We start from the raw sequence: 25,084 nt of genomic DNA on the forward strand, positions 1-25,084 counted from the left end.
AGACAATGTAACAATAGCGATCGCAAGCCAATACTTTTAGCTATACCTACCAGTGAACGCCCCTATCAATATCTCTGCACAAACTCAGAATCGCAAAGCCGATCACATTCGGATCTGTTTAGAGGAAGATGTTCAGTCTCATCAAATCACAAATGGACTGGAACGTTATCGTTTCACTCATTCTTGCTTACCCGAACTCAATCACAACGATATTGATATTAGTACAACTTTCCTGGGGAAACACCTTAATGCGCCCTTGTTAATTTCTTCCATGACTGGCGGAACAGAACAAGCCGCAATGATTAACCAACGTTTGGCGCAAGTCGCGCAACACTACAAAATTGCAATGGGTGTTGGTTCCCAGCGCATAGCGGTAGAAAAACCCCAGGTAGCTGATACTTTTGCTGTCCGTAAGTATGCCCCCGATGTTCTGCTATTTGCGAACTTGGGCGCTGTGCAACTTAACTATAAGTACGGCTTGGATGAATGTTTGCGGGTAGTTGATATCCTAGAGGCTGATGCCCTGATTTTACACATTAACCCTCTACAAGAGTGCATTCAACCCAAAGGTGATACTAATTTCCGGGGTTTGCTTGACAAGATAGCTACATTGTGCAGCAAACTGCCAGTGCCAGTAATTGCAAAGGAAGTAGGTAACGGCATTTCAGCAGCGATCGCACAAAAACTTCTCGCCTCTGGAGTAGCAGCAATTGATGTGGCTGGTGCGGGGGGTACTTCGTGGGCAAAAGTAGAAAGCGAACGGGCAGAAAATCCCTTGCAACGTCGCTTAGGAACGACGTTTGCCGATTGGGGTTTACCGACGGCAGAGTGTATTACAACTATTAGAGCGATCGCTCCAAATGTGCCCTTAATTGCTTCGGGAGGTTTGCGTCATGGATTGGATATTGCAGTCGCGATCGCCTTGGGAGCAGATATAGCTGGTTTAGCAATGCCTTTTTTGCAAGCAGCAGCAACATCAGAAAAAGCAGTTGCAGAACTTGTTGAAGTATTAATTGCCGAAATTACTACAGTCTTATTTTGCACTGGCAACGCCACTTTGTTTCAGTTAAAGCACTCTGATAGTTTACAGCGCATAGAATAAGTAAATAGGGAATAGGGAATGGGGAAGATAAGAAAGACAAGGAAAATAAGCAATGCCCAATACCTAATGCCTAATGCCCAATGCCCAATAACTAATAACTAATGCGTAATTTTATCAAACAAACTTTTGCTAGTTTAATTGGCACCTTACTAGGACTAATTATTTTTGGTGGTCTGGGAACCACTGGATTATTCTTGCTAATATTGGCTGCTACTTCTTCTAAAGATACTGGGCCAAATGTGAAAGATAAGTCAATGCTAGTTTTTGACTTGTCAATGAAAATTACTGATAGCGAACCTAGTTCAGATGAATTGTTTCAAAGCACAATATCAGGTGTAGATGACGAAAGAATGGCACTCCGCAAAGTTGTAGAAACTTTGGAAAAGGCGCGGCGCGATCCGCGAATTGTTGGGATCTATTTAGATGCAACAAACACAAGCCAAGCTGGTAACGTCGGCTATGCCTCTCTGAAAGAAATTCGGAAAGCGCTGGAGGAGTTTTGCGCTGCGGGGAAAAAGATTGTCGCCTATGGCAGTGATTGGAGTAAAAAAGAATATTACCTTAGTTCAGTAGCAGATTCCATTGTACTGAATCCTCTAGGAATGATGGAAATCAACGGCTTGAGTTCACAACCGATGTTTTTAGCCGGTGCATTGCAGAAATATGGCATTGGTGTTCAAGTCGTGCGAGTGGGGAAATTTAAGGGGGCTGTAGAACCATTTATCCTCACAAAGTTGAGTCCAGAAAACCGCGAACAAACTCAGAAATTGTTGGATGATGTTTGGGGAGAGTGGCGTACTACTGTAGGCGCAAGTCGGAAAATTGAACCTAAGCAGTTGCAAGCGATCGCAGATAGTCAGGCGCTACTCGAAGCCACACAAGCGAAAACTAGCGGTTTAGTTGATCAAGTCCAATACCCTGATGAAGTGGTAACTGACCTCAAAAAGTTGACAGATAGCGATAAAGACGACAAAACATTCCGACAAATTAGCCTGAATAGTTATGCAGAAGTTTCTGGCAAATCTTTGGGTGTAGAACGTAGTTCAAAAAATGAAATTGCCGTTGTTTATGCTGAAGGTGAGATTGTCGATGGTAAAGGAGAAGATGGGCAAGTAGGAGGCGATCGCTTTGCCAAAATCTTCAAGAAACTCCGACAAGATAAGGATGTAAAAGCTGTTGTATTACGAATTAACAGTCCTGGTGGTAGTGCTACCGCAGCCGAAGTTATGCAGCGAGAGGTGAAATTAACTCGTCAAGCGAAACCAGTGGTAGTGTCAATGGGTGATGTGGCCGCCTCTGGTGGTTATTGGATTGCTAGCGACTCTAATCGCATTTTTGCCGAACCAAATACTATTACAGGTTCAATAGGTGTATTTGGGTTGCTGTTTAATGGTGCAAAGCTAGCGAGTGATAACGGCATCACCTGGGATTCAGTAAAAACTGCAACCTATGCTGATAGTCAAACAGTTTCGCGTCCGAAATCGCCTCAAGAGTTGGCAATTTATCAACGTAGTGTGAACCGAATTTATGATATGTTTCTGAATAAAGTTTCTCAAGGTCGGAAACTCCCAGAACAAAAAGTTGCAGAAATTGCTCAAGGACGAGTTTGGTCTGGTGTAGCGGCTAAAGAAATTGGTTTAGTGGATGAAATTGGCGGGTTGAATAGTGCGATCGCTTATGCTGCCAAGCAGGCAAAACTAGGAGAAGACTGGGAAGTGCAAGAATATCCTCGCACTAACAGTTTCGGAGAACGGTTCTTTGGACGTGCAACCGAAGAGGTGCGGACTGCTTTAGGAATTGAGGGGACGCAACTTCAACAATCTAATCCCCTCATCAATGAATTCCAAAAGTTGCAACAAGAAATCGGAATTCTGCAAAAGATGAACGATCCACAAGGGGTTTATGCCCGTTTGCCTTTCAACTTGAAGATTGATTAACATCATCACCGGATCTATCCAACAATCACAACACCAATGCCCTTGCGATCGCAAGGGCGTTGTCATCCCTCTAGACTTGATACTAAGGAAAGTGTAAGTAATACCATTTCACTAAAATCCTGATACAAATTCTTTCCCCTCTGCTCCCCTGCTCCTCTGCTCCCCTGCTTGCCTAAATGTATCAACCTTAAAGTGAAACGGTATAAGTCGGCACAATAAAACCAAACTGTGTGAAGAAAAGTAAACAAGGCTCAAACTCTTTTTCTCCCTGCCCCCTGCCTTGTCCCAACGATAATTATTTACGCCGACCTACTTATTAGGGTTGGTAGTACTTCGACAACACTTGATGAAAGTGAGAAATTCCATATTCAATGTCTGCAAGCTGAAGTACACCATAAGCTTTGGAGTGAACACTTGCTTGTAGCGATCGCACTACCCCAAAGTCTTCATTTAACACCCGCTCAAATTCAGGTCGAAATTCATCCTGCTTATAAGGAAATGCTTCAATCTGTGCTTTTGTTTGATAAATAAAAACCTCAAACTTAGTTCTTGTGGGAGATAAAGGAGTCAGCCGAAAAACTGAAACTTTGTCTCTTGCAGTATTAATCATCATATTGGGAAAGATGAAGCCCTGGTAAGATTGTCCCCTTGGTTCTCCTGAAAAAGCGGGATGATCTTTCACAAATTCATCATCTGTAAAAGGAACAAATATCTGATAGTGTCGCCCAGTGGGAGTGTAAATAATATTCTTCGGATCGAAACACTTTAAACTTTGGGCATGAACAACTGACAAGTGATAACACTCTAGATAATTCTCAATGGGAAATTTCCAATTGGCTGGCTCTTCATAAAACCAGTGGTCAACCTGCTGAAGTTCCTGCCAAGAGTGCTGATATTGCTCTAGATAGGCTGAGAATCCGGCTAAATAACTGACTAAAGATTCCCCATCTGCTTCTGAGCAAACAAAGATAAAGCCGCCCCATGTCTCTACTCGTCCCTTAGCTAGATAAACAGCCGACTTATCTAAATTGGGAAAATACTCAGCGCGAGGTAAACCTTTAAGATTGCCTTCATAATTGAAGTTCCAACCATGATACGGACAACGCACCCGTTGACAATGACCCTGCCCTTGTAACATCTGCGCTCCGCGATGCGGACAAACATTGTGTATCCCTCGCAATATGCCATTATTATCTCGAATCACGAACATGGGCTGATCGCCAACTTGGCAAGTTAAATAATCCCCAGGATTAGGTAGATCGGATTCACGTCCTACAAACTGCCAGGTATTACGCCAGATAGTTTGCTGCTCATAAGCAAAAATTTGTTCACTAAAGTAATAACCACCAGGTAGTCCAAATTTTGGTTTATTAGTATTAGGAATTTCATCCACAAATGATGGATGGGTGAAGATATTCATAGTGTTAAGTTCTATTTAATCAGTGGTTTTGAGCGATCGCTGTACTCAGAACAACCTCAGATGAGATTGCCTCTTGCGCTAATTCCTGCCACCAAACCTGCATTGCATCAATCATTGCTCGGAACCCTGCTGCAAACTCTCCAAATTCTTCGGGTTGTATGTAGGCTGCCACAGATGTTCTTAAGCCCGCTTCATGTTCAACTTCCCACTCATCTAAATGTTTACTAAAAAAATATTGCAAATCCTTGGGCATTGCTCCTTCGTGTAACCACTTTACAAGTTTCACAATCAGAGTCAACTCAGGAATTGAAGTTGCCTCGATCGCGTAGGTTGCCCCAAGTACATAGCTTACTTGGTGGTCAAATAGCGATAGCATAGTTATTAGCAGTTTGGATGTAGCAACTGACGGCATTGTATTCTTTACAGCAACACCCAGTCTTTCTTCCAGCCCGTCAGCTAAAAGCGTGTAATGAGAGATTCCTCCAGTTGTACTACCCATTTCTTCATCTATGTTTTCTTGGAGTTCCTGAGCTACACCGTTCCATTTTGCACCCAGCGCTTTCCGTCTTGCTAACTCTGTGAAACCCACCAACTCCTTTGGAAAAATCGAATATTGCTGCATGACATAAGCAATTTGAGCAAAGCTTGCCTGACTAAGTATTTTTACGACAGGATTTTCTGTAATGCTAAATGCCACATAATCCTGAGCGAGCAGTTGATTAAGTTGCTTTGTTAAGTGATTAAATTCCATTCAATTTTTAGTCCTTTCTTATAGATTTGCTGAATGCTAATCTAGCTTTAACAGTTGCTAACAATTAACGCGCAATTGATATCTTATATGGACAGAATAGCTTCCTTAAATTGATAAACCTTGAGTAAAGCTACTGGAAATAACTAAGTAATTAAGTTGATTAAAATTAGTATTTTTTAGGTAAAAATACTAAGTCAGAATGATTTTAAAAATTTAATTAGTGGAAATTTACTATATTACAGAATTAAACTGATTAAAAATATTTGAATAATGAAATTCTTATAAGGATAATATGTTGTAAGATTAAGTCCAATAGCAAGCAGTTGATGAATTGTAAATAGAGATATTACCTATTAATTATTCGTTTCTTAATTAAACACAACATTATTTTGATAGTCCGAAGTTACTCATGGGTAATCTAGGTTAAGCAAAGACCTGCGCGAACCAAGATTTACCACTCATGAAGATACATCCATCTGGCAAAGTCCGTGCATTTTCATTACAGCTTGTTCTGGTCGTTCCTTTCGTATTGCAACTTTTTGGCATCGTGGGGCTGGTCGGGTATCTGTCGTTTAAAAATGGCGAAAAAGCGGTGAACAATCTAGCAGATCAGTTGATGGAGCGAACCAGTGGTGAGGTAAATCAACATTTAGATGCTTACTTATCGATTCCTCATAAAGTTATCCAGTTAAATGCGGATGCAATTCGCATGGGATTGCTGAATGTGCGCGATCGCCTCAAGGTTGGCAAGTACTTCTGGCACGAAATGCAAGCCTATGACCTAACCTTTATCAGCTTGAACCTAGCAACTGGGGAAGGAACTGGAGCCGGTCGTTACGATGGCAAAACGGTGACAATCGATGATAATGCGATCAAAACTCCAAGTCTGCCGAAAAATACGAAAACTTACTTAACAGATAATGATGGCAACCCAACCAAAGTGATGACGACCAGTACTTGGGATACCGTCAATGAACTTGCTTACACTGAACCTGTCAAAGCGGGTAAACCTATCTGGGTTCGCATTTATACTTACTACGATCCTGCTTATCCCCCCTATATTGTGGCATCGGCAGGTCGTCCGATTTATGATGCCAGCAAAAAACTGATTGGTGTTGTGGGGGCTGAAATTCACCTGTTGAAACTCAGTGAATTTTTACAAAAATTAAATGTCAGCCGCTTCGGACAAGTTTTTATTATGGAGCGTGATGGTATGTTGGTTGCCAATTCTGCTCAAGAAAAGCCTTTTACCGTAGTCAATAACGAAATTAAACGCCTTAAAGCAATCGACAGCCCCAATCCGGTGCTACAAAGCATTGCCAAGCAGCTTCAGCAGCGCATTCCAGATTTTCAGTCCATTACCAATACCCAAAAACTGAAAGTTAATGTTCAAGGAGAAAATTTCTATGTGCATGTTGTACCTTGGCGTGATCAACATGGTTTGGACTGGTTAGTGGTAGTTGGTATTCCGGAAAAAACTTATATGTCGCAAATCCATGCCAACACCCAAATTAGCATCCTGCTGTGTTTTGGGGCACTGATAGTAGCAACGACGATTGGCATATTTACCTCGCGTCGGATTGCAGATCCTATCTTGCGTTTAAATCAGACCACCAAAGCAATAGCATTTGGTGATTTAGAACAGACACTCCCAGAGGGGAATATCCATGAACTCAACACTCTTGCTCACTCTTTTAATCACATGGCAGAGCAATTGCGCGAATCCTTTATTGCTTTAGAAAATAGTAATACCGAACTAGAAGCGCGAGTCGAACAACGAACTGTTGAATTAAAAACAGCTATGAGTGAATTGCAGCGTACCCAAGCACAAGTAGTTCAAAGTGAAAAAATGTCTAGTCTGGGCCAACTAGTAGCAGGTATTGCCCATGAAATCAATAACCCCGTCAACTTTATTCACGGCAATATTACTCATTTGGATGAATATACTCAAAACTTGTTACAGATGATTTATCTCTACCAAGAACGCTATTCTAGTCATGATCCAGAAATTCAAGCATTAGCAGAGGAAATTGATCTAGAATTTCTCATTGAAGATTTACAAAAGATACTGCCTTCAATGAAAATGGGGACTGAGAGGATTCGTAACATTGTGCGATCGCTGCGGAATTTTTCGCGTATGGATGAAGCAGAATTTAAAGCAGTTGATATTCATGAAGGCATCGAAAGTACGCTTTTAATTCTGCAACATCGCCTCAAAGATAAACCAGACCGTCCAGCAATTGAAATTGTTAAAAATTATGGCAACTTGCCACAAGTGGAATGCTATCCTGGTCAACTCAACCAAGTATTAATGAATATTCTGGTAAATGCAATGGATGCCCTTGATGAGTTAGATATCAAGCGTACCTCTCAACAGATAGAGGAAAATCCCAGTCAAATTACTATCCGCACTTCATTAGTTGATTCACAATCAATAGAAATTGCGATCGCTGATAACGCACAAGGAATGCCAGAATCGGTTCAAAACCGGATCTTCGATCCATTTTTTACTACCAAACCTGTAGGCAAAGGAACAGGCATGGGTATGGCAATCAGCTACCAAATCATTACGGAAAAACATGGTGGGAAATTGCTATGTTTTTCTAGCCTTGGGCAAGGCACTAATTTCATAATTCAAGTGCCTATCCGCCAAAAAGCTTCTGAACCCGTCCTCAAAGTATAGAGCAATCGCATCATTTATTAAAATTGTTAAATCAACGACTGGAGTGATATTCAATACTATAAATACTTCCGCAACAATAACTCCAATTTTTCTTTTGTCGCTACTGGTGCTTTATGCAATTGAGTCAAAATCCCATACTTCAAAGCCGAATGCGCTTCACTCGGCTGTGGATTTTCACTCAACCGCCGCACAGTTTCTTGAATCACCTTTTGAGCATTCACCGGATTGCGCAGCAAATTGCCGATCAGCATTTCCACGAACAAATTTGTTCAATTGATTCTGGTTCGGTTGAATCTGCCGTTAAACAGGTTGACTGTCGAACAAAAATTTTCGGGGCACAATGGAAACAAGAAAATGTGCCTCAAGTCCTTGCCCATCGCTGTGCTTACCTTAATGAATTATTGTCGGTTTGAGCCACTTTAAAAAGTGAGATGCTCCCGATACAATGCTATAACCAGTGTTTCGGATACGTCCTTTCCTCGGCTAAGTTATTGAAGATCACAGCGCATAGCACTAGAATCATCGATCCCTCAAAAGCAGGTGTTAGCAAAAATTGCCAGTCTGGTTTCGTCATCATGACGACTAATGCAACAGCGCCCGAAGGTGGGTGTAAAGTTCCGGTAAGCTGCATGACTCCGATCGCACTAGAAACAGCCATTCCCATTGACAAGGGAGAAGAACCGAGAAAATGCAGAATTATCAGACTCACGATAGCAGCTAAAAGATTACCCCCAACGACATTACGAGGTTGAGCCAAAGGACTGTCAGGGACACCAAAGATCAAAACACTAGTAGCACCAAAAGGAGCCATCAGCAAAGGAGAATTAGTTTTTGCAGCAAGGTAAGACGTTGCACTGATGGCTAAGAAACTACCAATCCAACTCCAAAAAACATGCCGATGATGAGGTCTGTCTATTGGACAGGTTAGCGGACAGGATCGCCATCTGGCAAAGGTTTTAAACCAATAATTTTGCAATTTCAACCGAAGTTTTTTAGCGTCGATCATGAATGAACCACTCGATAATCACGACTCCCTGAATTGACTGAGCAAGGCTTTACTAAAGTTACAATAACATGACATTTCTCAAAAAATCTTTAAAAAGTATTCAAATATACAGAATTTTCTATTTTGTTGGGATTTAGCCTAAATCGATCAGTTTAAGTTGCATAAAAGTGGGCTGTTCGCGTTGACGTAGGGTAGCCCTTGCTACAAGCTAATCCAATACGGTTCAGTTAAGGCTAAAACTCTTTGTCAAACTCAATTTTTTTAACGTAGACGCTTCTCTACGAGACGCTACGCGAACGGCTTGCCGCAGGCTACCGCCAAGGACGCCAAGAACGCAGAGAGAAGAAAGAAATGCTTAACTGAACTGTATTGCAAGCTAATCATTCGTGGAAAATGAATGACGATTAGCTTAGTTGAAATTGCTCTTTGTTTGATTTGTTCTTGCTCACTGACTACAGCGAGGCGAATAAGTTGGCGAGGCCAACCTCTTAAACTTCTCTTCACGTCAGCCTAATAAATTTATAAAGGATTTCCAGAAATTAAATTATTCATTTTTGAGAGCGAAGATGATCGTTAGATTTTTCCTCCCCTGCCTCCCCTGCTTCCCCTGCCTGCCTCAACGGATAAATTTTTTAACTGAACCGTATTGGGTTAGGTGATACTCAACAGCCAAACTACATTAAATATCTCAGAAATCCTACTGAACCATCAAGACAATAAATGTAACTAACATATACATAAATATTGTCAGGATGCTGAATATGTCAGATTTACCGCTTCAGTGCAAAAATTTGAAAGAGCAGGTTGAGTGTATATTACAACTTTTACAGCAAGAACCAACGCTACGTTTCCAAGATATTACATCTGTACAAACTTCCCTAAATAAAGCGATTTCTCCAAAGTTTGAAATTGTATTTGCAGGTGCGTTTAGTGCTGGTAAATCAATGCTTATAAATGCACTATTAGAAAGGGAATTACTCTACAGCGCAGAAGGACACGCTACAGGTACAGAATGCAAAATCGAGTATGCAGAAGTAAATAAAGAACGTGTTGTTTTGACGTTTTTAAGTGAAGCAGAAATTCGTGAACAAGCAGTTTCTTTGTGTCAACAACTAGGATTTAAGACAGTAGCTAATATCAACCAAGCTGATGTAATTAACCTGCTACGCCAAGGTTGTGAAGCGATTATTCAGCAAGAGGGTGGTGAGAATAAATCAGAACGTGCAAAACAGGCGAAAGCGTTAATATTGTTACTAGAGGGATATATAGCAAACCGCGATCGCATTAATACGGTTAATAATGCTACATATTCAATGGAGCAATTTAACTTCTCCAATCTCAAGGAAGCGGCTGGATATGCCCGCCGTGGTAGTAATAGTGCTGTATTGAAGCGAATAGAATATTACTGTAATCATCCTTTGCTACAAGATGGTAATGTAATTATTGACACGTCGGGTATAGATGCACCAGTAGAGAAAGATGCACAACTCACTTATGCCAAAATTCAACATCCTGATACTTCGGCGGTAGTGTGTGTGCTAAAACCTGCTGCGGCGGGTGAGATGACAAAAGAAGAAACACAACTTTTGGAATTAATGCGGGAGAATGGGGGAGTACGCGATCGCGTTTTCTATATCTTCAACCGCATCGATGAAACTTGGTATAATGCTCAGCTACGGCAACGATTAGACGATTTAATTAGTGGGCAATTTCACAATACAAGCAAGGTTTATAAAACCAGTGGATTATTAGGATTTTATGGCAGTCAGATTAAACAGACAAGCCAACAAGATAGATTTGGTTTAGATTCTGTTTTCGCAGAAAGTATTAAAGGTTTAGATGGTAAAGAAGAAACACCACAATTTGTCTATGCGTTTAACAACTACTGCGTAAATTCAGGAAAGCTGTCTTCTAGTAAATTCCGTGTCTTTGTTAACGGCTTTGAAACCCCAAATCAAAATTATGTGCGAATTCTAGGAGATTGGGGAAATGAAATTATAGAACAGCTAATTAAAGATAGTGGTACTGAAGAATTTCGCACGGCAATTACTCGCTATTTTACCGAAGAAAAGCGTCCGCAATTATTTAAAAATCTTGCTGATGATTTGGAAGATATTTGTATTAACCTCAAAAAACATTATCATAATGTCCAACGCAACTTAGATAGTCAGCCTCAAGAAATTGAGACAATGAAGTTGCAAGAGTTACAACGCCTAAATCAGCAACTTCAGCAAATTGGTAAAGATTTTAATGAGCATATCACAGAAGAAGTTAACCAAGTAATTAATAATTCTTGTGATGCTTTTGAAGCAGATTTTAAGCAGTTGCAATCAAGAATGATTCGCCGTTTAGATGAATTGCTAGATACATTTTCTGTAGCTTCTGCTTATCAACGTGCAACTATTAGTCATCCTCGTAACGCTACCGCACCTTTAATTGCTATTTTAGTAGAGGCATTTTATTACTTAGCAAATCAATTAGAAGATATTTTACTTGAATCTTCTCAGCAAGTAGTAGCGAATTATTTTCAGCGATTGATTGAAAAGATTCATAAGTCAGAATATTATCGCCAGTTATATCGTTTATTAGATAATGATGGTGGTATTGAAAAAGAAATCAATATATTAGAAAAAAGAGTTGCTCAAGCATTATTTAGTGCAGCTAGTGTAGAGTGCGATCGCTTTGTACGAGAAAGTCCCAGATTTTACGATGAAGGCACTTTTTCTATATATCAATTTCGCCAAACTTTATCACAAACTTCTCAAGGTTACGACGCTGAAAGTATTGTGGAAGCAGAACCAGCAATTAGGCAATTATTGAAGTTAGATTTTGAGCCAAAAGTGTCCCAAACTATTCGTAAATCTTTCCGTCAAACCATTAATCAAACCCTGAAAACTCAGTTGTTACCAATGGCAGATAAGCAAGCAGATGAAATTTTGCAGCAATATCCACAGGCGCGTGCTTATTTAGAAAAAACATTAGAACAAGAAGCTAAAGAAAAAATTACGACTAATCGCCGATTATTGAGTGTTGTTGAAGAAAATATTGCAGCATATAATTTAGCAGTTTCTAATATTAACACTTGTTTACAATTAATGCAATTATATGACAATCTTTTGCCTATAATTGGTGATTCTTTTGATACTGTTAATAAGTTTGCTGATAGTAAGCTTTTGGTTTCAGATTTCGTGTAAGAGGTTTAATATTAATCTCAATTAATCTGTATTAATTGAGATAATTGTAGCTTGTAGTGAGTGCTTTAGCGCTCACTATGTACAGTTTTGCGTAAAATAGAAAAATCTAAAAAATTGATAGTGAGATAGAATATAAATTCAAGCCAATAGGTGTAATGATGGTGATGTTTTAGACTAGAGGTGGATTATGAACCTATTCCACTAATATAAAAATGTGGTAATCTGCTTTAAAGAATGTTTGAAAAGTCGTCTTTTCAGTAGCAAAATGTTCTAGATTTTCCTAAATCTATTAAAAAGGGGAACTTTGATTATTTTCCCTTTTTAATAGGGGTTAGGGGGGATCAATAAATGCCTGAAATCACAGCCAACCACTTTTCAAATAACCTCTTAAATACCCTAATTACAGTCTCAACTTTTTTTGTACCTTGTTTAATCCGTTGAACTACTAAGAAACTAGATTGTTTCTCTTAAAGGATAACGAATACCGTTGGTTGTCAGCTTACGTTAAATTAACTTAATTCTGCACTGAACCATAGTTAGACAAGGAATGATAGACATGGCATCTATTAATGGTACTATTGGTAACGATATTCATTCTTACTGGGACTCCAGAAACTGATTCCATTTTCGGTGATTTAGGTGATGACACTCTCGATGGTCTTGGTGGTGATGATAAGTTTTCTTCAATAATGTAATTGATGTCCTCGTTTTCGGTTCTTCTAACATATCCGATTTATACGTCTATAGTACTGATGGTTTTGACATCATTAAAAACTCTTCTATTGGGAGTATTATCAATATTGATCCTGGTAATCCCAACCGTAAACATAAAGATATAGATAAAACTATTGGAAGTGCTATAAATTCGATAGATTCGGAATTTCGTTCAGGAAAAACCAAATTCATCGACAGCATCACAGATTCTGATACAATCCAAAGGAGCTCGGTAGAGAAGAATATTTATGATTTGAAAGGCAACGATGTACTGTATAGCAACAATAACTTGGGTGACAATCTAGAGAACTTGATTCTCACAGGTAGCGCCGATATTAGTGGCATAGGCAACGCTCTGGACAATCGAATTTATGGGAATGCCGGTCACAACTTTTTGGTTGGCGGTGATGGTAATGACCACCTGCTTGGCTATGGGGACTACGACATTTTGGTTGGTGAGGCTGGTAATGACACGCTCGAAGGCGGTGCTGGTAACGACTTCTTAAATGGGGGTTCTGGTAGCGATATACTTATTGGCGGTGCAGGTAACAATACACTCACAGGCAATGCTGGTGCTGATAAATTTGTCTTCAACTTCAAATCTGAAGACATTGACATCATCAAGGACTTCAGCAACTTGGAGAGCGACAAAATTCAGATTTCTACAATTGGGTTTGGTGCTACTTCCACTAACGAGTTCAGTTATAACCGCAACACTGGTGCCTTGTCCTTCCAGGGAACTCAATTTGCCACTCTTGAGAACAAGCCTAATTTCATACCCCGTATTGATATTGAGCTTGTTTCTTAAGGTCTGATCTCTTCAATTAGCTAGGTCTTGTAGTGCCTAACCAAACTCAACTTTTAGATACTATGGCCCGTACTACGGGCGAGGGACGAGGAGGAAGCGTAAAGGTGAATGCTTCTAACTCTATAGAGTTAAATGGTACCTCAGCCGACGGTCAGATGCCCAGCCTCTTGACAACTGAAACCACAGGCGGGGGAGACCCCGGGAATTTAACGATTGAAACTGGGCAGTTGACTATCAAAAATGGCGCACAGATAACCAGTAACAGCACAGGACTTGGAAGAGCAGGTGATTCTAAAGTAGAAGCAAGCTCTCTGAGTCTTGACCAGGGAAGTATTACCTCGCAAACGACATCGGGTAATGGAGGAAACATTACTCTATCAGTAAAAGACCTCTTACTGCTGCGCCGTGGCAGTAAAATTTCCACTAGTGCAGGTACAGCAAAACAGGGTGGAGATGGTGGTAGTATCGATATTAACTCTAAATTTATTGTTGCTATCCCCGAAGAAAACAGTGACATAAGCGCTAATGCTTTTTCAGGTGCAGGTGGGAGAGTGGATATCACAACGAATGGCATTTATGGTATTAAGTTTCGTGAAAGTCTAACTCGCCTAAGTGACATCACTGCTAGTTCAGAATTTGGTAGACAAGGCACTGTAGAACTTAATACACCTGGTATCGACCCCAACAGTGGCTTAGTTGAGTTACCCACAATAGGTGTAGAAACTAAAGTAGTGCAAGTCTGCGATAGTCCAGGTTATGCTCAAAGCAGCTTTATCATTACCGGACGCGGCGGTTTACCTCTTAATCCCACTAAAGATATTTTCCCAAACCGCACAGTAGAAGTAGGTTGGGTATCGGTCAAACCTAGCAGTGAGCGCAACAATGCACCTGTTACCACTAGGACAGTTACCACCACACCAGAACGTATTGTAGAAGCAAGTGGATGGGCGGTAAACAAAAAGGGAGAGGTAGTACTTACAGCTAATATACCTGCTGGCGATCGCGGTTCGTGGCAGAAAGATGTACCTTGCAGTGCAACTCATGCTCATCAGTAAATGCTGTTGAGTTGCAAGTAATCACTCGTGATTCGCTCATTTTTATAGGAGTTAGAAAAAATATATTCAACCTACGCAGTTTAAGGTTTTGGCGCTAACTGAACTGTATTGTGCTATAACTACTCTTTCTTTACAAAATTGGGTACTAGGTATTAGAAAAACAATCCCTAATTCCCAACTTAATGGTTATGAATATCAAGCGTCGGCAATTTCTCACAGCTTGTGGACTAGCTACACTAGCTACCCAGATATCACCACTTACTGCCCAAGGTAAACTATCTCCAAACACCAGCAGCAAGCCGCCTCGCCTACAAGCTGGTGATACCGTAGGATTGATTTCCCCTGCGGGTATAGTTGACGCTAAAGATATTGAAGCAGTACAGCAATCTATCTCACAGTTAGGGTTAAAAGTCAAGCTGGGGAAGCATATTTTAGACCGTTATGGTTATCTAGCGGGTAAAGATACTGATCGCGCCGATGATGTAAACTTGATGTTTAGCGATCGCACCATCAAAGCGATTATTCCCATGCGTGGAGGTTGGGGTTGTAATCGCATTTTACCCCTACTCAACTACTCGCTAATCCGCTCCCATCCGAAAATTATCATTGGTTACAGCGATATTACGACGCTATTGTTAGCAATTAATGCTCGTAGTCAAATGATTACTTTTCATGGGCCAGTTGCTACGTCTACCTGGAATCAATTTACAGTCGATTACTTCAAGCGCATCCTATTTAATGCTGAAGCTGTAACTATGCAAAATCTCAACCCTAGTGAAGTGCGGATGGAGATAATAGCACCGGGAAAGGCGAGGGGTAAACTTGTAGGTGGAAACTTGTCAGTTTTATCAGCAATGGTAGGTTCACCTTACCTACCTTCTTGGAACAAAAACATTCTGTTTGTGGAAGAAGTTGGCGAGGATGTTTATCGTATAGATAGGATGCTGACGCAATTAAAAACTGCTGGGATACTTAATCAAATTGCTGGCTTTATCTTTGGGCAATGCACTAAATGTAGTCTTGGAGATGAACCATCGTTTACATTAATGCAAGTATTGCAACAACACATACTTCCTTTAGGTATTCCTGCTTGGTACGGTTCAATGATTGGTCATATTAAGGATAAATTTACCTTGCCAATCGGTGTAGAAGTGGAAATAAATGCTCAACTTGGGACAATACGAATGTTGGAGGCGGCAGTAAAATAATTTAGGATTTTAGATTTTAGATTTTAGGTTTATTTTGCGTAGCTTGCTGATTGGGGAGCAAGTATAAATTCTGGCGCAACTCTTTGAGATAAATTCGCGTTCAGACCTTTTGAAATTTTGGATTGAAGATTCAAAATCCACAATATCAAATTCGCTGATTTTGATTAAAATTTTGATAGATAGTATGTATTTCTCCTCGCTATGTTACGACTAACAGAAGTAAAGCTTCCGCTTGATCATCCTGAAGATGAGATCAAGACTGCCATCCTCAAAAAGCTGCAAATCACGGACGAAGATTTGATTAGCTATTCCATCTTCAAGCGTAGCTACGATGCCCGTAAAAAAGGAGAGATTACCCTTGTTTATATTCTGGATGTAGAAACGACTCAGGAAACTCATCTACTCAAGCGCCTGAAAAAAGATCCTCATGTAAGTGTCACACCAGACATGAGTTATCGCCTAGTGGCACAAGCACCAAGCAATTTGACGATTCGCCCCATCGTCATTGGTACTGGCCCTTGTGGCTTATTTGCAGGTTTGATGCTAGCGCAAATGGGTTTCTGTCCGATCATTTTAGAACGTGGCAAACAAGTCCGCGATCGCACTGCTGATACTTTTGGCTTTTGGAAGAAAAAATCAGACTTTAACCCAGAATCTAATGCCCAGTTTGGCGAAGGTGGAGCGGGTACATTCTCTGACGGTAAACTTTACAGTCAAGTCAAAGATCCTCAGCATTATGGGCGCAAGGTATTAACCGAACTCGTCAATGCGGGAGCCTCACCGGAAATTCTCTATATCAACAAACCGCATATCGGCACTTTTAAACTGGTGGGAATCGTCCAAAGTATGCGTGCTAGAATCGAATCCCTTGGCGGTGAAATTCGCTTTCAAAGCCGGGTGGAAGATATCAACATCGAAAACGGAAAGGTGCGGGGCGTAACCCTCGCCAGTGGAGAGTATATCGCCAGCGATTATGTAGTTTTGGCGGTGGGTCACAGCGCCCGTGATACCTTTCAAATGCTGTTTAATCTTGGAGTTTACATTGAGCCAAAACCATTTTCCATTGGCTTTCGGATCGAACATCCGCAGACTCTCATCGACCAATGTCGTTTCGGCGCTCAAGCTGGTCATAAGCTTTTAGGTGCTGCCGATTATAAACTGGTTTACCATTGCCAAAATGGTCGTTCTGTCTATAGTTTTTGTATGTGTCCGGGAGGCTTGGTGGTTGCAGCCGCATCAGAACCGGGGCGAGTCGTCACCAATGGGATGAGCCAATACTCTCGCAATGAGCGCAATGCCAATAGTGCGATCGTTGTGGGCATCACACCCGAAGATTATCCTGGCAACGCCTTAGCAGGAATTGACTTGCAACGGCGCTTAGAAGAACGAGCTTTTGAATTGGGCGGTGGAACTTATGAAGCGCCAGGGCAATTGGTGGGAGACTTTCTCAACCATCGCCCTTCTACAGCATTTGGCACAGTTAAACCGTCTTATACACCGGGGGTACATTTGGGTGATTTGAGTCAGAGTTTACCAGATTATGCGATCGCAGCCATCCGTGAAGCACTTCCCGCTTTTGACAAACAAATTAAAGGATTTGCAATGAATGATGCCGTGTTGACTGGGGTAGAAACCCGCACTTCATCACCGATTCGGATTAAACGCAAAGAAGATTATCAGAGTTTAAATACAGTCGGTCTTTATCCGGCTGGTGAAGGCGCGGGATACGCAGGAGGAATCCTCTCGGCCGGTATCGATGGTATCAAAGTGGCAGAGGCGGTGGCTTTAAGTATTTTGAGGAATGTGAGTTTGTAGTAGGCACAAAACGTGCTTAAAAATCCAGAAATAAAGTCCTGACTACGAACTTTATTTACCCTCTCTGCTCAGAAAAAATTGTCAGACTTACCACGCAAGATACTAAAATTTAGTTATCAATAAAAACATAATGTTTGATACTCGCCATTTTCCTGGGGCTTGGCAAACCCATTGGTTATATTTCGATTAATCTTTGAACATGGTTGTTGACAAAAATCTAGAAGCGTTCATTCCTTATACTCGCAGCGATATTATCAAAATTTGCCTGCAAGACGGTCAACTAAATGAGGCTGATGCCAAAAAATTTCAAGATTTCTGCCAAATCCTCACTGCGTATTATCACTTTCGTTTCCATAAAACCTTAGAAATTATTAAAGATAATTATGTACCTTTTAACCCCAATGAAGATATTCAACCAATAACTCCACTAACCTTCGAGCAATATGATGAAATGGAGTTAAATATAGTTGATGCTTTTCAGCATATTGTCGAAAGAGCGAATTATCTTCTGTTACCTGAATCGATTGTCAAGCGATCGCTAACAACCAAATCTCTAATTGATTTGAAAACTCAAGTTGATTTTGAGGATTTTGACCGCTTTATCTGTTACTACCGGGGTAATAGCTATAAAAAAATTTCAGTAAAAAAGTTCTTCTTTTGGCGAGAAGAAAAGACTATTGATATTTTGGAACGGATTGTTTTATTTGTCAAGTTCAAAGAAGCGGCTTACTTTCGTGCAAAGAAGATCAACATCCAAGATTTGAAATTCATTCCCGGTAAGATGTATGTTTACTGCTATAAAAATATTCCGAAGCTAGACATTGACTTACTCTTTCCCAATGTAAAAACGAGTATGACCTGGAAAGATCGCTTACTATTTGGAATTCCTGCTATTGGGGCAGCAATTCCTTTGATATTAAGAACCTTGCCAAATTTGTTATTGCTGGTTGCGGCAATTTTACTAGTACTAAATGTATCATTTTTAATTGAATTATTCAATGTAGAGTTGGAAAAAGTTAGAAATTTTATGCCAGTTTTGGTGGCAACTTTATCATTAACTATATCTTTGGGTGGATTTGCCTTTAAGCAATACACTAATTACAAAAATAAAAAAATTAAATTCCAAAAAATAGTTACCGATACGTTATTTTTTCAGAATTTAGCTAATAATATAAGTGTCTTTCAAATGTTTGTTGAATTGGCAGAAGAAGAAGAATGTAAAGAAATTATTCTGGCATACTATCACTTACTTACTAGCCCTATACCGTTAAGCCCTCAACAATTAGATTCTCGTATCGAAGCTTGGATGGAGAATAAACTAGGCACAAAGATTAACTTTGATATTCAAGGGCCTCTGAGCAATCTAGAAGATATTCGTGGTCAAGTAATTCCCAACAGCGAAACAACAGATAATGTACCAGAAGTCCCTTTACTAACCTATAATCAGCAGGGAGCGTGTCAAGTTCTCCCCTTGGATGATGCGAAAGCAGTGATTGATTATGTTTGGGATAATGCCTTTCAATATAATGGGATAATTTTGTAGGCAGGACTAGGGTTCCGATGTCAATTCTAATATCAAGCCTCACCTAGATACTTTCGAGGTAGGGCTTTTGTTTTTATGTCTGGATTGGATATGCAATCATCTATCAAGCGCGATGGCGTACACATCCGCGTAGGCGATCGCAGTGCAGAATTTATCCGATTATTAAAGCTGGTTCTTTACAGAAGTTAAATAGGGCTGACTCAGTTTCTGATTCATCTTCAAATACAGCAGAGATGTACCATTCACAGGGGGAACCATTCGTATATTCAGCCCAAGCAATTGTTGCTGTTTGACCTGATGGAATCCCTGACTCACCCAAGTTAAATGAAGCCCACTCTTCATCATCGACAGATACCCACAACTCTGTAATTGTCAGTTCAGTTTTATTGGTAACGGTAAAGGTGAATTGGTCTGACATAAATAGCCTTTTAGCAATAAATAAATTGCAGATTGTCAGTCACAGATCATACTGACACTTTTTTAAGGCATTTGCAATCTGGAGCTAGTAGTGTACCAACCCAAAATTGCTACGTGGAGGTAAGCAAGGGAGCAGGGGAGCAGGGGAGCAAGGGAGCAAGGGAGCAGGGGAGCAGGGGAGAAGGGGAGCAGGGGAGAGATTTTATAAGTTCTTTCCCCTCTGCCCCTCTGCCCCTCTGCCCCTCCGCTCCTCTGCTGACTACAACGCTTGCGTTTCCTTGGCAGATTACTAGTACAACTCATATTTCATTAACTGACAGGGCAACGTTCCGTTATACACCGCAATTCGCTGCGATGATTTTAGCCCAATCGATTGAGACAGTTCCTTGTTGCCACTTAAGACAAATGCAGTCCAGCCTTTAAAGCGTTGTTTCAACACATCGCCCAAAAGTTTGTAAAATGCCCCCAAATCGCTATCTCGCCCCAGCCGTTCGCCATAAGGTGGATTGCAGAATAAAATCCCACTGTCTGCGGGGGCAACAACATCAGCAAGCTCCATTTGAGAAAACCATACATGGTTATCAACACCGCAGTTTTGAGCATTGTTAATCGCTTGCTCAATTATATTTTCATCGCGATCGCTTCCCCAAATAGGTGCAGGCAGAGTATCCAGTTGGCTATCCTTAGCTTCTTGCAGCAGCTTTTCTAAAAGGGATAAATCAAAATCGAGCCAATTTTCAAATCCAAAAGATTCACGAAACAACCCTGGTGCGATATTAAGTGCCTTTAAGCTAGCTTCAAGAGGTAAAGTGCCAGAGCCACACAGAGGATCATAAAACATTTGGTCTGGCTGCCAGCCCGAAAGTTGAATCAGGGCAGCAGCTAGAGATTCCTTTAGGGGGGCTGCTCCAACCGCAGGACGGTAGCCTCGACGATGCAAACTATTTCCAGAACTGTCGAGTTTAACGGTACAACTATCGCGTTCAATATGAACATTAACCCGCACATCTGGATTGTGAAGCTCTACATTTGAACGCTCACCCAGATTTTCTTTCTGCTGGTCAACGATCGCATTTTTGACCTGGAGAGATGTAAAGTGGCTGTGGTTGAGGCGATCGTTTTTGCCTGTGACATTCACCGCCAAAGTCATATCGGGCGTGAGATAGTTTTGCCAATCGATACTCTGAACACCGCAATAGAGATCCTTGGTATCAAGGCAAGGAAACTCATGGATATTCACCAAGATTCGGAACGGCAGCCTAGCCCAGAGGTTGACCCGATAAAGTAGGGTGCGATCGCCCTCAAAGGCTACACCACAAAACCCAGGCTCCACTGAATGAGCGCCTAGCTGCTCTAACTCCTGAGCCGCAAGGCTTTCTAATCCACGAGCAACCGTTGCAAAATACTGATTCATCCGCTAATCCAAAGCATACTCTTCACTGCTGACCCATTGACGAACTTTAGCTTAACTTAACTTATATATTGTGACATTCGCTGTTAAGTCTGCAATTATAACCTTAGTAGAATACAACCAATTAAATAACAAGCCCTAGCTAAACGAAATCAAGCCGGAGTAATAACACCACAGCCAGTATTTGTGAAAAAAGATTATTATTTCTTCATTTTAAGTACTATCTTAAATCCAATTAACCCTGATAACATCAAGCTGAAATAGTGTTTAGGCACTTTATTTGCAAGACAACCCATTAATTAAAATAGTCAGAGGGATAAACAATGACTTTCGTATCTGATATTGTTCTGCTAAAAGACTTAACATCGTCATCAGATCAGGATTTGGGCCGGGTAAAAGCCGTAATTCCGGCGACAGTAAATCGTTTAACCAACCCGACGTTAGCAAGTATTTTTGGTAATGACCTGAAATTTGGTATTGCCTCCTTTAAGGATAAGCCACTACCGCCTCTTGGGGGTTACGCTGACTATGTATATAAACCAGAAGTCGCTTTAACAAATAATGTAACAACAATCAAAGACAAAATCTTTGACTTGAAAGCTTTTGGTGGCAATGATAGCTCCGAATCACAATTAGACGCACTCCTATACGCAGCTTTAGATAGCGGTGGCAGTCTCGGTTACAGAGTCGATTCATTTCGTATTGTTATAATTGCTACCGATAGTATTTATCACGTTGCAGGCGATCGGGCAGCAGTTAGTCCAAGTGATACTATTGCCAATAATGGAGATAGTGTAATTGATCCTAATGAAGATTATCCAGAGATTGGACAAGTAAAAACTGCGCTAGAAGCAAATAACATTATCCCAATTTTTCTCACTACAAGTGATGTTGCACTCAATTATCAGACACTAGTTACCCAGCTTGGCCGAGGCAGTGTACTGACTCTTGATTCTAAAAGTGAGAATTTTGCTGATGCCATAAAAGAGGCAATTGCTCAATCCAGAAATGTGATAAGTAGTGATGTTGTTACGACAAATGGAGACGATACCTTTAGTTGGGGGAATTTTTCGGCTGGTGATAAGGTTATTTTTGCTGGGGATGGTAATGACAAGATTTCGCTTTCTGGTGTTATTGGTAATCATTACATTGATGGGGGAGCAGGTTCTGACATCCTTGTTGGTGGAGATGGTACAGACAGAATAGATGGGGGTAGTGGTGACGACAAGCTTGTGGGGGGCAAGGGTGATGATACTCTTTTTGGCAGTAGTGGAAATGATGTTCTGCTCGGGAACAAAGGCAACGATTACCTACAAGGAGATAGTGGGGACGACTTCTTAGTAGGAGGCGCTGGTTCAGATAAGTTTGCATTTGCAACAGGATCAAAGTTTGATATTAAGGAACTCGGAGTTGATACTATTAATGACTTCAATCCTAAAGAAGACAAAATCCTACTATCTAAATCTACTTTTACCGCTCTAAGTAACTCAGTTTTCCCAACTGAATTAAATTCCGCAGACTTTGCTACAGTGACAAACGATACTTTAGCAGCAAGTAGTAGCGCGGTGATTGTTTACAATAGCGCAAATGGTTGTCTCTTTTATAACCCCAATGGTTTGGCAGATGGTTTTGCAGATATAAATTCCGGGGGTAAATTTGCACAATTGAGTGCTAGCTCCTTTCCGGCTCTAACTAACGCTAGTTTTGAGTTAGTTTTGTGATTGATTGAGCTTAATTTTCAACTTCACATAAGAGACTTTCAAGGAATAGAGTATTCAGGAAAAGTGAGATGCTCCCAGGCAAAAAAATTGAACTGAGATTACTCTATAATTTTCTAAAATCAATCATTGTCTGACGATAAGTATCTGGCAAACCTGTATCAAAACACTTGCCTTGAACAACATATCCTGTCATTCCCTTTTCCTGACATAATCTATCAAGACAAGAGGTTAACTGAAATTCGCCTCGTTCTCGGAAATTTTGGTTTATATGTTCTGCTAAAAAATCAAAAATTTTTGGTGTTAGTAAATACAAACCAAATATACATAAAAACTCATTTTCTGCCATTCCCTGTACACGCAAATGTTGTTGTGCATACTCAATGGTAGGTTTTTCATAGAGTTGTGTAACTTCTAGAATAGAGTTTAACTTGTGCCAAACTCCTGTTACACATCCAGATGTATGAAGATTTTCTCCTGGCGTTGTAGTTAAACTAACAACGCTTTGATTAACTTGCTCATAAACATCTAAAAGTTGACTAGCACATGATTTATTAATATCAGATGCATAAATGTGGTCGCCCAACATTAGCAAAAATGGCTCATCTTGCACCCAATCTTTGGCACAAAATACCGCATGACCATAGCCTAATTGCTCCTCTTGCAATAATATGGTAACTCTGCTTCCTAAATCTTCGAGATATCGGCTATATTCTTGATTTTGCAGTGAAAGTTTATTTAAAAGTTCTTTTTTGGGTGGCTTCTTGAATAAATCTTCAAATACTTCTTTATCATCCGGCTGTACTACAATCCCCACTTCTGTAATTCCAGCACTAATTGCCTCTTCAATAATTGCTAAAATTACAGGTTTTGCCCTACCATCTCGATCAATAATCGGAAAAAGTTCTTTTTTCACAACTTTAGTAGCTGGAAATAACCGAGTCCCAAAACCAGCTACCGGAATCACAGCTTTTCTAACTTTATTTTTCTGCATCAATCCTCAATCCTCATCAGCTTAAAATCTCCCCTGCCTCTTTGTCACCCCAACTTCTCAAACAACTCTGCTAACACCACATTAGAAAACAAAAACCCTTGGGGATCAGTCAAACGCAACCTTCCCTCTGCAACTTCCACCCAACCTTTCTCAAAATATCCTTGCAAACAACAGCAAATCTCCTCCACCTTCTCTTCCCCAAACCCCTCGGCCAACGCCGCCAAACTCACACCTTCCGCCAAACGTAACCCTAACATTAACGTTTCTAACAATACTTCCTTTGGGGGAGTCACATCACAATCAATCACACCGCCAGCTTGCACCCACTGGTAATATTCCCTAGTTTTACGTGGACGAGTGAAGCGTTTCCCATCAACATAACTCGCTGCACCCATACCAAAGCCATAGTAAGGGCGATTTTCCCAATAGACTCGATTATGCCGACACTGATGACCAGGTTGAGCATAATTAGAAATTTCATAATGCTCATAACCTGCACTAGTCAAAACTTGTTGCCCCATCTGGTACATTTTGACTGTAGCTTCATCCGTAGGCAAAGGAGTATCGCCAGGTTTGTAGTAACGCCCAAAAGCTGTACCTGGTTCGATGGTAAGATCATAGATGGAAATGTGAGTGGGTAAAAGTGCTACCGCTTTAGCGAGAGAATCTTGCCATTGATCCAAAGACTGATGCGGCAACCCAGAAATTAGGTCTAAACTAAATTCGGGAATCTCGACTTGGTGGATTAGTTCCACAGCTGCAAAAATATCTTCAACTGAGTGCGATCGCCCCGCCCTTTGCAATAATTCTGATTGAAAGGCTTGTACACCTAAACTTACCCGGTTTACGCCTGCACCGCGATAGCCTGCTATATGGGCTAAATCAAAGGTGCCTGGGTCAATTTCCATAGAAATTTCTGCCCCAGAAGCAATATCAAAATGCTTCTCTAGTTCTGTTACTATCCGTTGTAACTGCTCTATTGATAACAGTGAAGGAGTACCACCACCGAAGAAAATTGTCTTCAGAGGTTGACCAAATGCGCGTGTAATAGCAATTTCTTGACATAACACCTCAACATATTGAGAAATAGTACCAGATGTTTCGCCCCGCAAGCGATCGCCCACAACAGACACCGGAAAATCACAATAAAAACACCGCCGTCTGCAAAAGGGAATATGCACATACGCAGAACTCGCAATTCCAGAAATACTAAATTTTTGACTCATTTTGAGAAAAGATGAATTTAAGCCAACTGCGAATTAGAGACAATGAAAATGAGATAAGAATTCAGTCGTTCTGAAGTCAGGA

The 25,084-nt window shown here is 40.7% G+C and carries 18 protein-coding genes and 2 pseudogenes; 12 read left to right on the plus strand and 8 right to left on the minus strand.

Features of this window, described 5'->3' with window-relative positions:
• Positions 1 to 52 precede the first annotated feature (52 nt).
• A complete protein-coding gene (fni, locus tag RMZ43_RS00915; RefSeq protein WP_322654099.1) occupies positions 53 to 1,102 on the plus strand; it encodes a type 2 isopentenyl-diphosphate Delta-isomerase in 1,050 nt (349 codons plus the stop codon).
• Between the two features lie 101 nt (positions 1,103 to 1,203).
• Entirely contained in the window at positions 1,204 to 3,039 is a 1,836-nt protein-coding gene (gene sppA / locus RMZ43_RS00920) for a signal peptide peptidase SppA (RefSeq protein WP_322654100.1), read from the plus strand.
• 316 nt (positions 3,040 to 3,355) lie between these two features.
• On the opposite strand, the gene RMZ43_RS00925 is transcribed toward sppA, so the two are convergent.
• Both RMZ43_RS00925 and RMZ43_RS00930 read right to left on the minus strand, forming a co-directional pair.
• Positions 3,356 to 4,459: an aromatic ring-hydroxylating oxygenase subunit alpha gene (locus tag RMZ43_RS00925; RefSeq protein WP_322654101.1), complete on the minus strand. Its 1,104-nt coding sequence runs from the start codon at positions 4,457 to 4,459 to the stop codon at positions 3,356 to 3,358.
• 19 nt (positions 4,460 to 4,478) lie between these two features.
• The gene (locus tag RMZ43_RS00930) at positions 4,479 to 5,210 is read right to left on the minus strand and encodes a DUF3865 domain-containing protein (protein WP_322654102.1); all 732 of its coding nucleotides are present in this window, start codon (positions 5,208 to 5,210) and stop codon (positions 4,479 to 4,481) included.
• A 460-nt stretch (positions 5,211 to 5,670) separates the two neighbouring features.
• On the opposite strand from RMZ43_RS00930, the gene RMZ43_RS00935 reads away from it, so the two are divergent.
• On the plus strand, positions 5,671 to 7,893 hold the full coding sequence (locus tag RMZ43_RS00935) for a sensor histidine kinase (RefSeq protein WP_322654103.1): 2,223 nt from the start codon (positions 5,671 to 5,673) through the stop codon (positions 7,891 to 7,893).
• A 56-nt stretch (positions 7,894 to 7,949) separates the two neighbouring features.
• Here RMZ43_RS00935 and RMZ43_RS00940 read toward each other — a convergent pair.
• A pseudogene (locus tag RMZ43_RS00940) lies at positions 7,950 to 8,150 on the minus strand (S-methyl-5'-thioadenosine phosphorylase); the annotation flags it as partial.
• Here RMZ43_RS00940 and RMZ43_RS00945 point away from each other — a divergent pair.
• Positions 8,151 to 8,306, plus strand: a pseudogene (locus RMZ43_RS00945) (ISKra4 family transposase); the annotation flags it as partial.
• A gap of 35 nt (positions 8,307 to 8,341) precedes the next feature.
• Here RMZ43_RS00945 and RMZ43_RS00950 read toward each other — a convergent pair.
• A complete protein-coding gene (locus RMZ43_RS00950) occupies positions 8,342 to 8,899 on the minus strand; it encodes an HPP family protein (protein ID WP_322645742.1) in 558 nt (185 codons plus the stop codon).
• 761 nt (positions 8,900 to 9,660) lie between these two features.
• Here RMZ43_RS00950 and RMZ43_RS00955 point away from each other — a divergent pair.
• The 7 genes from RMZ43_RS00955 (at position 9,661) to RMZ43_RS00985 (ending at position 19,236) form a co-directional block, all read left to right on the plus strand.
• Positions 9,661 to 12,093 (plus strand): dynamin-like GTPase family protein, encoded by a 2,433-nt coding sequence (locus RMZ43_RS00955; protein ID WP_322654104.1) that lies wholly within the window; start codon positions 9,661 to 9,663, stop codon positions 12,091 to 12,093.
• A 569-nt stretch (positions 12,094 to 12,662) separates the two neighbouring features.
• Entirely contained in the window at positions 12,663 to 12,788 is a 126-nt protein-coding gene (locus tag RMZ43_RS00960; protein WP_322645744.1) for a hypothetical protein, read from the plus strand.
• A gap of 272 nt (positions 12,789 to 13,060) precedes the next feature.
• Positions 13,061 to 13,615: a calcium-binding protein gene (locus tag RMZ43_RS00965; RefSeq protein WP_322645745.1), complete on the plus strand. Its 555-nt coding sequence runs from the start codon at positions 13,061 to 13,063 to the stop codon at positions 13,613 to 13,615.
• Between the two features lie 32 nt (positions 13,616 to 13,647).
• Positions 13,648 to 14,670: an S-layer family protein gene (locus RMZ43_RS00970; RefSeq protein ID WP_322654105.1), complete on the plus strand. Its 1,023-nt coding sequence runs from the start codon at positions 13,648 to 13,650 to the stop codon at positions 14,668 to 14,670.
• Positions 14,671 to 14,858: 188 nt separating this feature from the next.
• Positions 14,859 to 15,878: a S66 peptidase family protein gene (locus RMZ43_RS00975; protein WP_322645747.1), complete on the plus strand. Its 1,020-nt coding sequence runs from the start codon at positions 14,859 to 14,861 to the stop codon at positions 15,876 to 15,878.
• A 201-nt stretch (positions 15,879 to 16,079) separates the two neighbouring features.
• On the plus strand, positions 16,080 to 17,693 hold the full coding sequence (locus RMZ43_RS00980; protein ID WP_322654106.1) for an NAD(P)/FAD-dependent oxidoreductase: 1,614 nt from the start codon (positions 16,080 to 16,082) through the stop codon (positions 17,691 to 17,693).
• 199 nt (positions 17,694 to 17,892) lie between these two features.
• Entirely contained in the window at positions 17,893 to 19,236 is a 1,344-nt protein-coding gene (locus RMZ43_RS00985; protein WP_322654107.1) for a TMEM143 family protein, read from the plus strand.
• 151 nt (positions 19,237 to 19,387) lie between these two features.
• Here RMZ43_RS00985 and RMZ43_RS00990 read toward each other — a convergent pair whose 3' ends face one another.
• Together RMZ43_RS00990 and RMZ43_RS00995 are read right to left on the minus strand one after the other, a co-directional pair.
• Positions 19,388 to 19,654 (minus strand): hypothetical protein, encoded by a 267-nt coding sequence (locus RMZ43_RS00990; protein WP_322645750.1) that lies wholly within the window; start codon positions 19,652 to 19,654, stop codon positions 19,388 to 19,390.
• Between the two features lie 288 nt (positions 19,655 to 19,942).
• Positions 19,943 to 21,067, minus strand: a complete 1,125-nt coding sequence (locus tag RMZ43_RS00995) for a THUMP domain-containing class I SAM-dependent RNA methyltransferase (RefSeq protein WP_322654108.1) — start codon at positions 21,065 to 21,067, stop codon at positions 19,943 to 19,945.
• 320 nt (positions 21,068 to 21,387) lie between these two features.
• Here RMZ43_RS00995 and RMZ43_RS01000 point away from each other — a divergent pair, with 320 nt between their 5' ends.
• Positions 21,388 to 22,785, plus strand: coding sequence for a hypothetical protein (locus RMZ43_RS01000; RefSeq protein WP_322654109.1), 1,398 nt, complete (start codon positions 21,388 to 21,390; stop codon positions 22,783 to 22,785).
• A 103-nt stretch (positions 22,786 to 22,888) separates the two neighbouring features.
• On the opposite strand, the gene RMZ43_RS01005 is transcribed toward RMZ43_RS01000, so the two are convergent.
• Positions 22,889 to 23,776: a UTP--glucose-1-phosphate uridylyltransferase gene (locus tag RMZ43_RS01005; RefSeq protein WP_322654110.1), complete on the minus strand. Its 888-nt coding sequence runs from the start codon at positions 23,774 to 23,776 to the stop codon at positions 22,889 to 22,891.
• A gap of 44 nt (positions 23,777 to 23,820) precedes the next feature.
• A complete protein-coding gene (hemW, locus tag RMZ43_RS01010) occupies positions 23,821 to 25,002 on the minus strand; it encodes a radical SAM family heme chaperone HemW (protein ID WP_322654111.1) in 1,182 nt (393 codons plus the stop codon).
• Positions 25,003 to 25,084 lie beyond the last annotated feature (82 nt).

The organism is Nostoc sp. CmiVER01 (genome assembly GCF_034531135.2).
Lineage (GTDB): Bacteria > Cyanobacteriota > Cyanobacteriia > Cyanobacteriales > Nostocaceae > Nostoc.

Coding starts and splice junctions, on each gene's coding strand:
- RMZ43_RS00930 (WP_322654102.1), bottom strand. CDS start 5,210: ATGGAATTTAATCACTTAACAAAGCAACTTAATCAACTGCTCGCTCAG.
- RMZ43_RS00995 (WP_322654108.1), bottom strand. CDS start 21,067: ATGAATCAGTATTTTGCAACGGTTGCTCGTGGATTAGAAAGCCTTGCG.
- RMZ43_RS00955 (WP_322654104.1), top strand. CDS start 9,661: ATGTCAGATTTACCGCTTCAGTGCAAAAATTTGAAAGAGCAGGTTGAG.
- RMZ43_RS00980 (WP_322654106.1), top strand. CDS start 16,080: ATGTTACGACTAACAGAAGTAAAGCTTCCGCTTGATCATCCTGAAGAT.
- RMZ43_RS00950 (WP_322645742.1), bottom strand. CDS start 8,899: ATGATCGACGCTAAAAAACTTCGGTTGAAATTGCAAAATTATTGGTTT.
- RMZ43_RS00975 (WP_322645747.1), top strand. CDS start 14,859: ATGAATATCAAGCGTCGGCAATTTCTCACAGCTTGTGGACTAGCTACA.
- RMZ43_RS01000 (WP_322654109.1), top strand. CDS start 21,388: ATGACTTTCGTATCTGATATTGTTCTGCTAAAAGACTTAACATCGTCA.
- RMZ43_RS00985 (WP_322654107.1), top strand. CDS start 17,893: ATGGTTGTTGACAAAAATCTAGAAGCGTTCATTCCTTATACTCGCAGC.
- RMZ43_RS00925 (WP_322654101.1), bottom strand. CDS start 4,459: ATGAATATCTTCACCCATCCATCATTTGTGGATGAAATTCCTAATACT.
- RMZ43_RS00990 (WP_322645750.1), bottom strand. CDS start 19,654: ATGTCAGACCAATTCACCTTTACCGTTACCAATAAAACTGAACTGACA.
- hemW (WP_322654111.1), bottom strand. CDS start 25,002: ATGAGTCAAAAATTTAGTATTTCTGGAATTGCGAGTTCTGCGTATGTG.
- RMZ43_RS01005 (WP_322654110.1), bottom strand. CDS start 23,776: ATGCAGAAAAATAAAGTTAGAAAAGCTGTGATTCCGGTAGCTGGTTTT.
- RMZ43_RS00935 (WP_322654103.1), top strand. CDS start 5,671: ATGAAGATACATCCATCTGGCAAAGTCCGTGCATTTTCATTACAGCTT.
- RMZ43_RS00960 (WP_322645744.1), top strand. CDS start 12,663: ATGGTACTATTGGTAACGATATTCATTCTTACTGGGACTCCAGAAACT.
- sppA (WP_322654100.1), top strand. CDS start 1,204: ATGCGTAATTTTATCAAACAAACTTTTGCTAGTTTAATTGGCACCTTA.